Genomic DNA, 15876 nt, shown 5'->3' with positions numbered 1-15876 from the left:
ATAGTTAAAAAAAAAGTATACTTAAGCTTAAAAAATGAAATCGTTGGAAAGGAATGGTGAATGTGCGAGAACTACTGAGTAAAGCGCTCAAAAGGCAATTAGAATTGTTGGAGTACTTCCATGCACAAAAAGAGTGCACCTTCACTCAAATTAGAGATACGTTTAAAGAGTTCAGCGCCCAAACGATTCGAACTGATATTTTATTTTGTAAAAAATTTATTCCCTCGCTAGTGATTGAACAAGAAAAGGCTCAAATTAAACGTGTTTGTTTCCCAGAAGCAATTACGGAAAATGAGTTATATGTCTTGATGTATAAAGAAAGTTTAGAACTTCAAATTCTTGAAGAACTTTTTTTTGTCGAAGAACACAGTTATCAAAGTTTGGCGGATAAATTTTTTGTGAGTGAAACAACTATTTTTAGAGCGGTTCACCGGATAAGAACTGAGCTTAAGCACTTAGAAATCCAAATCGAGACGCAACCAATCAAAGTACGAGGAAACGAAGACTATGTTCGTCAGTTTTATCTTCTTTTTTTTCAGGAAAAATATCTTTATCAAGAAATTCCTATTGGAACCACAAAATTTTTTGATGATTGCACACTTATTTTAAAGAAGATGCTGGATGAGCACAGCGTTCATTTCTACAAAATGGAAGAGTTTAAATTATGGCTTGCCATTAGCTGTTACCGAGAAGGAAAAGATAATCATATTGCCTACTTGCACAACCGGACTTTTGAGCGCAAGCTAATCAAAATTATTGAGACAAACTTTGCGGAGGACGAACTATCGGTTCACTTGATTGAAAAAGTAAAAAGTATTTTTTATTATTTATTTAATGTCGGCGTATTTCTTGATTTTTCTGATTTTAAAGAATCGCTAGAAAGAGAATTTAGTCAAAAGATGATGGATACAAATAAGGCAACAAAAAAATTAGTCCATAAAATATCGCCTCAATTATCAGAGAAAGAGACAATGATTTTATCTTATCAAATTTATCAGATGATTACCGTGAATAAGCAAATGGTCATACACGAGCTTATGAGAAAAAAAGAACGAGAAATTACGCTCTCTGATCCAATTAATTCGACACTATTGGAGTTAGTCCGAACAGAGATTGGTGGTTGCTGCGAATCGCTGGATAACCAATTGCTATATTTGATTTATTCACAAATTATTTTATCGCAGTCAAGGATTTATGAACATTTTTTGTATGCAATTCCTAAAATGAAAACAGGTCTTTTTTATTGGGGAGGTTTGGAGTTTTATGAGTATATCAAGATTAATTTACTTTTTCATTTTCCTTCAAAATTGGAAGTTATCTTTTATTTTGATCAAGAGACAATTCAAAAGGATTTCCAAAAAGGAGAGATTGACTGTATTGTTTCCCAAAGAAAAATTAGTCAGCAACGCAATGTGGTCATTCAGGAAAAAATATTTCGAATCGAGGATTATTTTGAAGTGCATCAAATGATTGATGTCTTTTATTCAAAATACCTAAAGGAAAACTATTTAAATGACCCTTCCAGTGAAAAATAATTCATTGAATGTATTTACTTTAGTTTTTGATTCTTATATACTGGAGGCAACTTGAAAGAAAGAAGTGAAAAAAATGCCTATCGTTACTGTTAATTTAGTTGAAGGTCGTACTCAAGAACAAAAAAATGGTCTTGTAAAGGATGTCACTGAGGCTATTGTAAAAAATACTGGTGCCCCAGCTGGAAATGTTCATGTCATTATCAATGATATGAAAAAAGGCGATTATGCTGTTGGCGGAGAAATGAAAAAATAAAAAATGTTTGCATTTTTTATAGATTCGTGCTTAAATAATCGTATAGATTGATCTTTGAGAAAGACAACTTTTTTTGAGCGCAGGTTTATTAGAGAGGAAAACAAAGCTGAGAGTTTTCTAGACATGCACAAAAATTGACCGCTTTCGAGAATTTAGTTGAAACTAAATCGGTCGTACCGTTATCACGTAATGAAGAGAGTTTACTCTAAACTTTAGGTGGAACCACGAATAATTTCGTCCTAATATCTTACTTTTGTGAGATATTAGGACTTTTTTTGTTGGAATCGGGTACCGATAAATTATAAAGGAGGAAGTTATATGTCAATGATTCACGTAACATTTCCAGATGGAGCTAAAAAAGAATTTGAAAAAGGCACAAGCACTGTTGAGATTGCAGCAAGTATTAGTAAAAGTTTGTCCAAAAAAGCCTTAGCAGGAAAATATAACGGAGAGCTAGTGGATCTAACTTTACCGCTCGAAGTAGATGGCTCGCTTGAAATCGTAACGCCAGATCACGAGGATGCTTTAGGAATACTTCGTCATTCTGCGGCTCATTTGATGGCCAATGCACTTCGTAGATTATATCCATCTATTCATTTTGGAGTAGGTCCGGCAATTGATTCAGGGTTTTACTACGATACAGATAATGGAGAAGAAGTCGTAACAGAAGAAGACTTACCAAAAATTGAAGCTGAAATGATGAAAATTGTAAAAGAAAATCATCCAATTGTTCGTAAAGTCGTAACAAAAGAAGAAGCTTTAGACTTGTTCAAAGAAGATCCATACAAAGTAGAGTTGATTCAAGAACTACCGAGTGATGAAACAATTACGGTTTATGATCAAGGAGATTTTGTGGACTTGTGCCGTGGCGTGCATGTGCCATCAACGGGCAGAATTCAGGTTTTCAAACTTTTATCTGTTGCAGGTGCATATTGGAGAGGAAACTCAGACAATCACATGATGCAAAGAATTTATGGAACAGCCTTTTTTGATAAGAAAGCGCTGAAAGCATATTTGACTATGCGCGAAGAAGCTAAAGAACGTGACCATCGTAAGCTAGGAAAAGAATTAGACTTGTTTATGACAAATGCGAGCGTTGGAGTAGGGCTACCATTTTGGCTACCAAAAGGTGCAACCATTCGCCGTGTAATTGAACGTTACATTGTGGATAAAGAAATTAGCTTAGGGTACTTGCATGTCTATACGCCGATTATGGCGAATGTTGATTTTTATAAAACCTCTGGTCACTGGGATCACTACCATGAAGACATGTTTCCACCAATGGACATGGGTGATGGTGAAATGCTTGTTCTGCGCCCAATGAACTGTCCGCATCATATGATGGTGTATAAAAATGATGTTCGTAGTTACCGCGAATTGCCGATTCGTATTGCTGAATTAGGCATGATGCATCGCTATGAAAAGAGTGGTGCTTTGAGTGGCTTGCAACGAGTTCGTGAGATGACACTAAATGATGGTCATACATTTGTTCGCCCAGATCAAATTAAAGATGAATTTAAACGTACCTTACAATTGATGGTCGCTGTTTATGCGGATTTCAACATTACTGATTATAAATTCCGCTTAAGTTACCGTGACCCTAAGAATACTGAAAAATATTTTGATGACGATGAGATGTGGGAAAAAGCACAAAAAATGTTGAAAGAAGCGGTAGATGAGTTAGGTCTTGACTATGTGGAAGCAGAAGGAGAAGCTGCTTTTTACGGACCCAAATTGGACGTCCAAGTAACTACTGCAATGGGTATGGAAGAAACACTTTCTACGATTCAGTTAGACTTCTTGCTTCCTGAACGCTTTAATTTAACTTATGTAGGTGAAGATGGTGAAAATACACACCGTCCAGTGGTGATTCATAGAGGGATTGTTTCGACTATGGAACGCTTTGTTGCCTACCTGACAGAAGTTTACAAAGGAGCTTTCCCAACTTGGTTGTCTCCAGTCCAAGCAACCATTATCCCAGTAAGCAATGAGCATCATGCCGATTATGCTTATGAGGTAAAAGAACGTTTGGTTGCACAAGGAATTCGAGTTGAAGTCGATGATCGTAATGAAAAATTAGGCTATAAAATCCGTAGTTCTCAAATGCAAAAAGTTCCTTATCAATTAGTTGTTGGAGATAAAGAACGCGATGAAGCAACTGTAAATGTTCGTCATTACGGTAGCAAAGAGACTGCAACAGAAGATCTCAACATCTTTGTGGATAGTATCGTTGCTGAGGTCGGACAATACAGTCGTGTGGGAAATGAATAAGTACTTCCATTAATATCCTCAAAAATTGTCCCAAAAAACTTATTGAGATAGGAAAAAAGAGCCTGGGTCACAACTTTTAAGTTGTGGCTCAGGCTTTTACTATCCGAGCAAAATGTAGTGGCAGAAGCGCTTCCTACTTTATTTTTAAGAGCTAAAGACATCTATCTCAACCTCATTTTTATGCTGTTGAAAAAAAGAATTAAGCATGAGATACTGGTAACGGAAGGAAGCAAACTATAAAAGTTTTTAAAAAATGGTTTCTTTCCTGTTTTTTTGAAAAATAATTGGTACAATTAAAAAGAACGAAAGAAAATGATTGCTCGGAAGGACAAGAATAAATGAAAGAAAAAATCACGGCATGGCTAGCATCAATGAAAAAAAATCATGGGACTCCACCTAAAAAATCAGTTATTCGGAAATCGCATGTTCCTATGCGTTTAAATTTTTTATTTTTTATTGTATTTATTTTGTTTGTAGCACTTATTATTCAACTATCCTATTTACAGATTGTAAATGGTAATACCTTTAAAGAAAATATTGCTTCCTCGACGAAAAAGGCAGTTCAAACTAATGCGCCAAGAGGGATGATTTATGACTCTTCAGGAAAAGCATTGGTTAGTAATCAAGCTAATCAAGCAATCGTATTTACAAGAAGTCCTGGTATGGATGCAGAAGATCTTTTAAAATTAGCCAACAAACTCAATAAATTGATTGATGTTCCGGCTGAGGATTTGACGATAAGGGATAAAAAAGATTATTGGTTAGCGAATACGAGTAATTACAAGCAAGCAGAAAAACGCCTCTCCGAGTCTGAAAAGGTCGATAAGCACGGGGATGAATTGGCTTCAGGTAAGCTATATAGTAAGATTGTAGACAAAGTAACCGACCAAGAAATCAGCTTTGATGCACAGACGCTAAAAGCAGCAACCATCTTTAAAAAGATGAATGGAGCTTATTCTCTAACGCCGACTTTTATCAAAAATACAGGTGTAACAAATGAAGAAATCGCAATTATTGGCGAAAATACTGCAGATTTATCCGGGATTTCTACAGGAATGGATTGGACTCGCTCCTATCCTTATGGCGACACAATGAGCACGATTTTAGGAACTGTATCAACAGAGAAAGCTGGATTACCAGCGGACGATATCAATTATTATTTAACAAAAGGCTATTCTAGAAATGACCGTGTTGGCTTGAGTTACTTAGAAAAGCAATACGAATCAGTATTAAGAGGAACCAAAGCGCAAACAGAAGTAACTTTAAATAAAAAACAGGAGATTGTCGACCAAACTACCACATACGCGGGTGAAAAAGGCGACAACTTGATGCTGACAATGAATCTGGATTTTCAGCAGAAAACTGCAGACATTTTGAAGAAATATTATCAAAGCCTAATCACGAGTGGTGCAGCTAAGAACTCTCCTGGTGCGTACGTGGTTGTCACCAATCCCCAAAATGGGGAAGTTTTAGCGATGACTGGTTTAACGCATGATACCACAACGGGGGCTTTGGAAGATGATACACTTGGAACAATCAATAAGTCGTTTGAGCCTGGTTCTGTTGTCAAAGGGGCAACGATTAGTGCAGGTTATGAACAAAAAGTGATTAGTGGCAACCAAGTGTTGGTTGATGAACCAATCAAACTTCAAAGTAGTGCCTCGAAAAGCTCGTGGTTTAACCGGAGTGGACAAATTGCATTGTCGGCTGAGCAAGCACTAGAGCTTTCTTCAAATGCTTATATGATGAAAATTGTGTATCTGATGTTAGGTCAAACCTATACGCCAAATTCTAGTATTAAACTGGATACGAGTGTCTTTAAAAAGCTACGTTCAATGTATGCCCAATATGGACTTGGAACAAATACAGGAATTGATTTACCAGGTGAATCAAGTGGACTAGTGAATAGTGATCTATCAGCAGATGATATCATGGGGAAAGCGCTCGATTTGTCTTATGGAAACTATGATACGTATACCGCGTTGCAGCTTGCTCAATATGTTTCTACGATTGCAAACGGTGGAAAGCGTATTGCACCTCACATTGTGAAAGGAATTTATTCTAATGACAGCAATGGCAACTTAGGGGATTTAAAACAAATGGTCACACCTAAAATTTTAAATCAGGTGGATATCAGCCAAGATGAATTAGCGATTATTAAACAAGGGTTCTACAATGTAGTGCACGGCAGCAATGCAAATCGTACAGGATCTTTGTTACAAGATGCTAAGATGGATGTAGCTGGAAAAACTGGGACAGCTGAAACATTTGCTCCAAACGCAAATGATCCACAAAATCCATACAGTGTGGTGACGAGTACGTTTATCGGATATGCTCCTGCAAGTAATCCTAAAGTGGCGGTTTCAGTTGTATTGCCACGCTTAGAAAATGAAAGTGCACATGCCAACTTATTAATTGCCAAAGAAATCTTTAATCTTTATGCCGATATGTATGGGGCGAATTAGTTTTTACTTGTAAAGTAGAATTACTTAACAAATTTTATAAAAAGGGTAGAAACTTGCCAAAAAACATGCTATTATATTGAAGTGTGAGAAACAACTCATATCTAAAGAAATGTTTGGAGGGAATACCATGCGCGTAAATATTACATTAGAATGTACAGAGTGCAAAGAACGTAATTATCTTTCTAGCAAAAATAAACGTAACAATGCAGAACGTTTAGAAGTAAAAAAATATTGTCCACGTGAGCGTAAAGTTACTTTACACCGTGAAACAAAATAGTTTAATGCTCAGTAAGCTAGATTCCTTGTGAGGCAAGGTTTCTGGCTTTTTTATTTTGTGTGAAACAGGTGTTGGATTTTCCCCATTAGCTGAAAAATAGAGCAATTGTGAAGCGTGCTTCGTCGTTTATTTGACCTTTCTAATGCTATCTTCCGCGTTGAGTATCAGAAGATTGGGGGAGGATCCTATTTTCTATCCTATTTAATGGTTTGCGTGAATTCCTATCCGTAAATAGATTTTAATTATTTTTTTCTACGAAAAATTATCTAAGCATTGATACGTATATCCAAATTTCAGTTCATATTGGATAGTTAGCTCTTAGACCGCAATTAGCGCATTGTCGACCCTTAGTAGCGCAAAAAGTAGTGGGGGTCGACAAATTTTAGCAAAGCTTGATTTTACGGCTTTTTAAGTGGTTTTTTAGAAAAAACATGATAGAATAAAAAAGAAAATAACCGTAAAAACAGTGGTCGACAATTTATACCGATTTAAACCTATCAGATCAACCTCTTTGGTAGCCAGCCTTTTAATCTAATATAGTGAAATGTAAATTGCTGTGTCACTTGTTTTCTTGTACTTAGTTACAACCTTTTAATCTAATATAGTGAAATGTAAATTAAACGTGTACTCTCAAAAGTATCTAGGAATCCCATCTTTTAATCTAATATAGTGAAATGTAAATTTTACTAACTCTCTTTCGTCAAGCTTGAATGATGCACTTTTAATCTAATATAGTGAAATGTAAATGTCTATTATATAAATTGTTACTTTGTTTCTTGCAACTTTTAATCTAATATAGTGAAATGTAAATAAAATGCTTTATCTGCTTATGACGATGCAGAACAACTTTTAATCTAATATAGTGAAATGTAAATGAAGTCACAATAAGAAATAGGGAGGTATTTGTATAACTTTTAATCTAATATAGTGAAATGTAAATAGAATTTACTATGGATATTTTATAATTTTATAACTTCTTTTAATCTAATATAGTGAAATGTAAATAAAGTTAAGGTAGTAAATAAACAGATACTAGCACCACTTTTAATCTAATATAGTGAAATGTAAATAACGTTGCTGTATAAGTTTGATTAGCTCTTGATCTTCTTTTAATCTAATATAGTGAAATGTAAATAGATATTTACCAATTTTTTTGATTTTCATATTTTTCCTTTTAATCTAATATAGTGAAATGTAAATATGTCTAACGTTATTAGGCCACGAAGAACAGAAAAACTTTTAATCTAATATAGTGAAATGTAAATTTTACACCACCTCGCTTTACTTTGTGTTTGTTTTGTCTTTTAATCTAATATAGTGAAATGTAAATTAACGAGTATAATAAGCAATATAGTTTTTTCGCCCTTCTTTTAATCTAATATAGTGAAGGATGCAGTATGTTTTATTTTTATACTTTTTTTTTTGAGGTGCTTTTTGGTCAATCGTCAATCTAAAAACAGAGTATTGCTATTGTAACGAAATCATAATTTGACTATGTCAAAGCTGGTAAAAACAATCGGATAAAATAGTGAATACAATAAGTGTGGAATATAACGTAAAAGTTATATTCCAACTTTATTTTTATCCACTAAAAAAGCTGAAAAAATGAACTCTTAGTTGTATTATTTATTGACAATTTTAGAACTATCAGGTTAAACTAAAATCAGTTCAAAAAACCTATTAATATTATATAGTATTTGTTTGTTAAAAAAGCAGAGGCTAGAATATTTTTTTAATAATGCATGAAAATAAATTGGTTGAAAAAATTCTGTTTTGGTCTCGTAGGAGGATTTATGAAGAAAAATGTTTATCAATATTTTTTAATGGGTGTGCTTATCATGAGTGGGTTTGTCGTACAATCAAGTTTAGCTTTTGGAGCATAAAAATCGCTAACCTTAAGTTCGAATAATATATGTATTAAAAACGGAAATACCATGACATCGACTTTTTCAACGGCGACATCTAATTTTGCTCATACGACAACGAACAGTTTAGCGAATAAAGAACCTGAGTCTTTAACGCAACCAGAACAAAAGTCAATTCCCAATGCCTTAAATCAAACAACTAAAACGCAAGAAAATCTTTCAAATTGGATGCCGGATGTCTACCTACAAAATGCAGTCGCACGCGCACTGGAAATTAGTGTGTCCGAGATTACAAAAGAAAAAATGTTAAAACTAAAGAGGATTGAAATTGGTCATTTAGAAGAGAATTTAGCAAGTTTACAGGGGCTAGAATATGCCACCAATCTCAAAAAATTTGAGCATTATTGGGACAGCAAAGTCAGCGATTATTCTTGTTTAGAAGGCTTAGTTCAGCTAGAAGAGGTTAGTCTTAATGGAGTAAATGTCACAGATGAAAATTTTCCAATGATGGGTCCAAATATTGAGCTATTAAATCTTACTGCTGCGAGTGTGACCGATGCGGTTTATGATAAAATTACGCCACTCAAGTCTTTAAAACATATTGTGTTTCAGCTGAATCCACATATTACAACTATTGCTCCTTTGGGAACGCTAACTGAGCTCGAGCAAATATACATTCCCAAATGTGGGGTAAGCGATATGACGGTGATTAAACAACTTCCGAAACTAAGTACTTTGCCGGCGGGGGACCAAAATATTGGAACGCTTGCCCCAGCGATAACGATCACAGAAAAAGAGTTAAATTACGATGCTCTCAAACATGAAATCTTTTTACCCTTTTCCATGATGCCTCAGCGTTTAACGAATTTTGATGGCTACATTCCGCCTTTTGTTATGAGCAATGATCCAGATCAGCTCTCCATTGAAATCAACAGTCAGCAACTACCATCTACCCGTTTGCTGGTTAGTCACGAAGGTGTGACAATTTCTGGAGTGTCAAAAGAAGAATTAGCGTCAATCGAAAAGATAAACTTTAGAGCAAAGCTAGACAATCCTAGAAGTTCGTATGCAAAACCTGATAACTATTTTATTTACTCGATATCAAGAGGAACTTATTCTCGTAGTTTTCAAGTAGAGCACCAGCAAAAAAATGGGACAGTTCAGGTTCAATACCTTGACCGAAATGGACACCCATTACGTGCATCAAAGTATCTAGAAGGGGAAGTTGGGAAAAGGTATGATGCGAGCACTTCAGAGTATAAATTAGCGCTTGCAGGGTATCGTTTGGATGAAACGCAACTTCCTCAAAATGCAAATGGACTATTCTTAGTAGATAAGCAAATAGTTAGGTATATTTACAAAGAAACACCCGTAAATGCGCAAAATGTGACCGTTTACTATTTGGATGAGAACCGGCATGAAATTGCGGAGAAAAAGACGATTGAAGGCTTGGTAGGAGAACCGTATGATACGTCTACAGATAAATATTGCCTCTCGATTGAGGGCTATGAGTTAGATACAAACAGCTTGCCTGATAATAGAAAAGGGATGTTAGGGACCCAAGCACAAGTGGTCGAGTATTGCTACAAAAAAATGAAAGCACCGACTAATAGCGTTTCTTCTGAAAGTAAGGACGATTCCTTTTCAGAAATGATGGACAAACAAGTGGATCATGCTACTACAAATAGCTCTGGTAAAAAAACTACTAACTCTAGTAGGGGGAAAGGTCAAGTACTTCCAAAAACGGGAGAAAAAAAGAAGCCATCTTTCCAATTTTTTGGTGTATTTTTGATAGGTGCACTAGGTTTAGATTTCATACAAAAGAAGCGGATTCAAAATGATTGGGAATAAAGGATTGAATTACACAAAATACCCTCATCTTCTTGAGGGTTGTTTTTTTTGAAAAAGTTGATTATAGTTAGGGAAAAGTATTTGATGAAGAAGGGATTTTTGTGGACAAACGATTTCTGCGCAAAAAAGTAATGCAACATCTTAAAGAAAAAGAGGATGCAGAAAAAAAAGAACAAGAGTGTCAAATTAGCGAGCAGTTGGTTGCAAGTGAGTTTTGGAAAGAAGCGCAGACAATTGGTTTTACCTATCCGCTAGATTTTGAATTCAATACGTTACCGCTCATCAAACAAGCATGGAGTGAGCAAAAACATGTGGTATTGCCCAAAGTTTGCCCGAACCATCAAATGTTTTTTTATTTGTATGAAAAAGCGACACCTTTAATTGAGTCCTCTTTTGGTGTACTCGAACCAGATTCTAACAAGCAAATAGCTAAGGAACAGATTGATTTGTTAATTGTCCCAGGGTTGGTCTTTGATTCAGTAACAAAAAAAAGGATTGGCTTTGGCGGAGGGTTTTATGACCGTTATTTGGCAGATTATACTGGAAAGTCTTGTAGCTTAGTTTTTGATGAACAACTCATAGAGGGCTGGGAAAGTGAAGTGCATGATCAGGCTATTGATCGACTATTTACCTTGGAAAGGAAGAATTTATGAATTTTACAGTAAAAAAATGGCAAAATAGGGAATATGTAACCCTGTTTTTCTTAATGATTCAAGTTGCAGTGTTTATTATCATGGAATGGTATGGAATGTTAAATGGCTATGGACTTCAAGGGACGGAGTCGGTTGCAGTTTTAAATAAATTTGGGGCTTTGACTCAAACGGGAATTTTAATGGACCATGAATGGTGGCGACTGATTACGCCAATTTTTATTCATATTGGCATTTCCCATTTATTTTTTAATTCCCTTACCTTGTATTTTATTGGCCGTCAGCTAGAGTCTATAATCGGACATGCAAGATTTTTCATTGTTTACATGTTGGCTGGGATTGCAGGAAATGTGATTAGTTTAAGTTTTGGTCAGCTAACAGCCATCTCTGCTGGTGCTAGTACTTCTTTGTTTGGCCTATTTGCTTGTTATTTAGTTTTAGCAGAGGTGTTCCGCTTTAATCCAGCTGTCAGGGCGATCGGGAAAAACATGGGGTTGTTTATTTTAATGAATCTCCTCTTTAATTTTTTTGGCTCAGGAGTTGATATCTTAGGCCATATTGGTGGTGCAATTGGGGGCTATTTGGTTATGAATGTAGTTTCTATCCCGAAAATGACAGATGGTCGTATAATCACGGATGGTGTCAATATTCATAAAAGAATCATTAGTGGAGCAATATATGTTTTCATGTTGGTTATCAGTATGGTATTTGTCATGAAAAAATACGGAATACTGTAAATAAAAGTACTAAAGGGGGCAGCGATTATGTAGTGAGAGCTGTCCCTTTTTTTGTTGTTTGATTTTGGGCCAAAAAGAATGAAAAATATTTCAAAATAATTGATTTTTTAGATGAAAAAAAGTGTAGTTATCTGTATAATGAGTGAGGGAGCGTGTTAGGATGAATAGTTTATATGATGTACAGCAAGTATTAAAAAGATTTGGCATCTACGTTTATGTAGGGTCTCGTCTTGGTGATATTGAGTTGATGGCGATTGAATTAAAGAATCTTTATGAGGCACGCATGATAGATGAAAAAACGTATCAAACAAGTTGGTTAATTTTAAAAAGAGAGCATCGCATAGAAGAAGCTCGCGACAAATCAGGGGAAATGTAGGAGGCAAGTCATGGACAAAAAATTGATCGGTATTGACTTAGGTGGAACAACTGTAAAATTTGCGATTCTAAATATGTTGGGAGAAATCCAACAAAAATGGAGCATTGAAACGAATATTCTCGATGAGGGAATACATATTGTACCAGATATTATTGCCTCAATTAAGCACCGTCTGTCACTCTATCAAATGACTAAAGAAGACTTTTTGGGCATTGGCATGGGCTCACCTGGAACGGTCGACCGTAAAAATGGAACCGTTATAGGTGCGTACAATCTGAATTGGAAAGAATTGCAATTTGTAAAATCTCAAATTGAAGAACAATTATCAATTCCTTTTGCAATTGATAACGATGCCAATGTGGCGGCTCTTGGAGAACGTTGGAAGGGCGCAGGTGAAAATAGTGATGATGTTAGCTTTATTACCCTTGGTACGGGTGTTGGTGGTGGAATTGTTGCAGACGGTCAATTGATTCACGGTGTGGCAGGAGCTGCAGGAGAGATTGGACATATGACAGTCGATCCAGATGGCTTTGAATGTACATGTGGGAAGAAGGGGTGCTTAGAAACGGTTGCAAGTGCGACAGGTGTTGTTCGTGTTGCCAGATTCTTATCCGAAGAATTTTCTGGGGATTCAGGCTTAAAAGAGTTAATCGATGCAGGGGAAACGGTCACGAGTAAAATTATTTTTGATCGAGCGCAAGAAGAGGATGTCTTCGCTAAGATGGTTGTGGATAAAGTCTGCTTTTATTTGGGCTTAGCTTGTGGGAATATTGCAAATTTATTAAATCCAACAGATATAGTCATTGGTGGCGGCGTATCCGCCGCTGGTGAATTCTTAAGAAGTAAAGTTGAAGCAAACTTTGATCAGTTTACTTTTCCTCAAGTTCGTGAAAGTACTAAGATTAAACTAGCTCAGTTAGGGAATGAGGCTGGTGTGATAGGTGCTGCTTCATTAGCATTACAATTTCAAAAATAAAAGGAGTCGTTTTTGTGAATTTTCTGATTGTATTAGGTATTAGTATAGTAGTGGTCGCACTGTTTTATGGAGGCAATGAGGCAATCTTACAAATTATGAGAAAGCGTTCTGCCAAATGGATTGAACAAAAAGAGTTTGCTGAGACTATGCGTACTGCTCAAGTAGTCGATGTCCGCGAAAAAAATGTCTTTGACGCAGGACACATTATGGGAGCACGTAATTTCCCGTATTCTATGATTAAAACTTCGCTGGCATCACTTAGGAAAGATAAACCCGTTTATTTGTATGATCAAAAGAAGCTCTTGAGTATTCGAGTGGCCAACCGTTTAAGAAAAGAAGGATACCACGATATCTATATTTTAAAAGGTGGCTATGAGGATTGGAACGGTAAAATTAAGAAAAAATAAGCTTATAGCAGATGAAAGTAAAAGGAAATCCTTTTACTTTTTTTTATTACAAAAGTTATGATTGACAAAAGATTAAAACTATGGAAAAATAATTTAAGTTCATTAAATGAACTAATAATTTCAAAAGGAGAAAGAAATGGAAAAAAGAGTTTGGTTAGGAGTTACACTTGGTTTATTTTTATTTTTAAATTCCCAAAATGCTTATGCACAGGATGATAGAGTATCTTATAGTAAGCTAGGGGAAGAGGGGTATATAATTAATGCTCCATCCCAGGAAAACATTTCTCGAAAAAATGTTCGAAAAAGGTTATTAAAAAATCAAGAAGAGTTTAAAGCGAAAACAGCTGCTGAACGTAAGGGATTAAGTAAAGACGAGCAAAAATTAGTCAGTGAAATGGAAAAATACTTAAAAGTAGCAGAACTTAAAAAAAGTCCGCGATTATTAGGCCCATTGGACGATGCTGTTGTAGGTCTTACTTTTGATTTTGCCTTTAATTCTCAGAATGACCTATTTCGTTTAGCGTCTAAGATTTTTGGAGGTGGACAAACAGGAGAAAGTGCATCTCTGAAATGGTACAATCAATTATCAAACGTAACTGAAAAGAACATACAGGTGATTGATCAGACTATTAATCAACCGATTAATCTATATGCTCACTATATTGACAACCAATCAGACTACACGGTGATTGTTCATCATGGTTATCGTTCTAAGTATGAAGATGGACTGGATGCAGCTAAAATGTACAGTGATATGGGCTATAATGTTTTGATGACTGAAACGCGTTCACATGGAAAGAGTGAAGGGAAATACATTACGTTTGGTTATTATGAACGTGAAGATTTAAATAAATGGATTGAATTGGAAATTTCAGAGAAAGCAACTCAAAAAATTATATTGTATGGAGTTTCCATGGGGGCTGCTACTGTTATGCTGGCGCAAGAAAATACAGCAAGTCAAGTGAAAGCAGTGATTGAGGATTGTGGCTATACTTCAGCGGAGCAGCAGTTTCGGGATACACTTAGGCTGGTGACTCAATATTTGCAATATATCCCGATTTATAATAATTATGATTGGTATGCAGATGAAACGCAATTGTTGAACAAATTGAATAATCAATATTTGAAACCAAAATTAAAAATGGATTTATATAGTTTTTCACCTCTAGAAAGTGTCAAAAAAACAGGAATTCCCAAGTTGTTTATTCATGGTGAAGCAGATGGTTTTATCCCGAAAGAATCACTTGATATATTGTATGCTGCTGCATTGGGATATAAAGAAAAATACACCGTTGCAAACGCAGATCATGCACAGAGTCTGTCAGTCGATCCGCTGGGTTATCAAAGAAAAGTGGAGGCCTTTTTAAACAAGACTAAGCAACTAACTAGTAAACCAGAGTTTGTTGCACCCGATATAAATTTATTGGAAAATCCTAATTTTGAAACTTCTATGACAGGGTTTACTGGTTGGAAAACAACAATAAATCAGGAAGCGTTGGCGGATACTATACTAAGTAAAAATGCTTATGGTGAGTTTGTCATGAAAAGAGAAAAAAACTTAGATACGGTAACAGCAGTTCCTTTTGATACAGGAATTCGTTTTTATAATCGCTACCTTAATCAAGTTGGTTATGTTGGACAAGAAGTAGACATGGTTCAAGGTGAGAACTATCAATTGAGCTTTAAAACAAAAAATGCCACAGCTTGGACTTGGTATGATTGGTCCTCTGCTCCAAGTGTGTTATATGGAATAGGAACAAGTGTTAATGAAGTAGCACTGCCGAGTAACAACAACGAAGAAATTGAAAAAAAACTTGAGTTTAGAGCAATGAGGACGGCTAAAGAGGAAGTGAAGTTAGGAGCGAAAATGCGTATTCACAATTTCTTGGGAAGAGATAATGTGCATACTGCAATTAAAGAAGTTCGCTTGATAAATTCAGACAATACCCCGCCAAAAAGAATTGCGATTGAGGATATGACATTTACGCAGGATAAAGTACGAATTATTGGGACAGCAGAGCCGAATCTTCTGGTTGTCTTGATGACAGACAATGAGCAGAATATCATTGAAACAAGGGCAGATGAGAACGGGAGCTTTATAATGGAAATTGAAGCAAAAGGAGGCATGCAACTACATTTAGTCAATTACGATGTCAAGGGAAATCGTAGTGTTTCAATTGTGTTGAAATTTTTATAAAAATAAAAACTGTCAC

12 protein-coding genes and 1 CRISPR repeat array are annotated in these 15876 nt (G+C 35.6%); all 12 genes read left to right on the top strand.

The window, feature by feature from the left end:
* Positions 1-53 precede the first annotated feature (53 nt).
* The 12 genes from CBF30_RS05080 to CBF30_RS05025 all read left to right on the top strand — a co-directional run bounded on the left by CBF30_RS05080 (position 54) and on the right by CBF30_RS05025 (position 15860).
* On the top strand, positions 54-1535 hold the full coding sequence (locus CBF30_RS05080) for an AcpB/EbpR/MafR family transcriptional regulator (protein WP_126823369.1): 1482 nt from the start codon (positions 54-56) through the stop codon (positions 1533-1535).
* Between the two features lie 73 nt (positions 1536-1608).
* Positions 1609-1788, top strand: coding sequence for a 2-hydroxymuconate tautomerase (locus CBF30_RS05075; RefSeq protein ID WP_126823367.1), 180 nt, complete (start codon positions 1609-1611; stop codon positions 1786-1788).
* A 324-nt stretch (positions 1789-2112) separates the two neighbouring features.
* A complete protein-coding gene (gene thrS / locus CBF30_RS05070) occupies positions 2113-4059 on the top strand; it encodes a threonine--tRNA ligase (RefSeq protein ID WP_126823805.1) in 1947 nt (648 codons plus the stop codon).
* Positions 4060-4397: 338 nt separating this feature from the next.
* Positions 4398-6524, top strand: coding sequence for a peptidoglycan D,D-transpeptidase FtsI family protein (locus CBF30_RS05065; RefSeq protein WP_126823365.1), 2127 nt, complete (start codon positions 4398-4400; stop codon positions 6522-6524).
* A gap of 127 nt (positions 6525-6651) precedes the next feature.
* Positions 6652-6801, top strand: coding sequence for a 50S ribosomal protein L33 (rpmG, locus tag CBF30_RS05060; protein ID WP_126823363.1), 150 nt, complete (start codon positions 6652-6654; stop codon positions 6799-6801).
* Between the two features lie 523 nt (positions 6802-7324).
* A CRISPR array of direct repeats spans positions 7325-8131; the repeat unit is 29 nt; unit sequence CTTTTAATCTAATATAGTGAAATGTAAAT.
* A gap of 604 nt (positions 8132-8735) precedes the next feature.
* Positions 8736-10517 carry a MucBP domain-containing protein gene (locus tag CBF30_RS05055; protein WP_126823360.1) on the top strand — a complete coding sequence of 594 codons (1782 nt, stop codon included), beginning with the start codon at positions 8736-8738 and terminating at the stop codon, positions 10515-10517.
* A gap of 101 nt (positions 10518-10618) precedes the next feature.
* Positions 10619-11170, top strand: coding sequence for a 5-formyltetrahydrofolate cyclo-ligase (locus CBF30_RS05050; RefSeq protein ID WP_245975013.1), 552 nt, complete (start codon positions 10619-10621; stop codon positions 11168-11170).
* A complete protein-coding gene (locus CBF30_RS05045) occupies positions 11167-11904 on the top strand; it encodes a rhomboid family intramembrane serine protease (RefSeq protein WP_126823358.1) in 738 nt (245 codons plus the stop codon). Before CBF30_RS05050 ends, CBF30_RS05045 begins: the two co-directional genes overlap by 4 nt.
* 160 nt (positions 11905-12064) lie before the next feature.
* On the top strand, positions 12065-12280 hold the full coding sequence (locus tag CBF30_RS05040; protein ID WP_126823356.1) for a YqgQ family protein: 216 nt from the start codon (positions 12065-12067) through the stop codon (positions 12278-12280).
* A gap of 10 nt (positions 12281-12290) precedes the next feature.
* The gene (locus CBF30_RS05035) at positions 12291-13256 is read left to right on the top strand and encodes an ROK family glucokinase (RefSeq protein ID WP_126823354.1); all 966 of its coding nucleotides are present in this window, start codon (positions 12291-12293) and stop codon (positions 13254-13256) included.
* A 38-nt stretch (positions 13257-13294) separates the two neighbouring features.
* Positions 13295-13663 (top strand): rhodanese-like domain-containing protein, encoded by a 369-nt coding sequence (locus CBF30_RS05030; protein ID WP_390221173.1) that lies wholly within the window; start codon positions 13295-13297, stop codon positions 13661-13663.
* Between the two features lie 136 nt (positions 13664-13799).
* Positions 13800-15860, top strand: coding sequence for a serine aminopeptidase domain-containing protein (locus tag CBF30_RS05025; protein ID WP_126823350.1), 2061 nt, complete (start codon positions 13800-13802; stop codon positions 15858-15860).
* Positions 15861-15876: the final 16 nt, after the last annotated feature.

This window comes from Vagococcus entomophilus, from assembly GCF_003987595.1.
GTDB lineage: Bacteria > Bacillota > Bacilli > Lactobacillales > Vagococcaceae > Vagococcus_E > Vagococcus_E entomophilus.
This window is presented reverse-complemented; position numbering and strand designations above follow the sequence as displayed.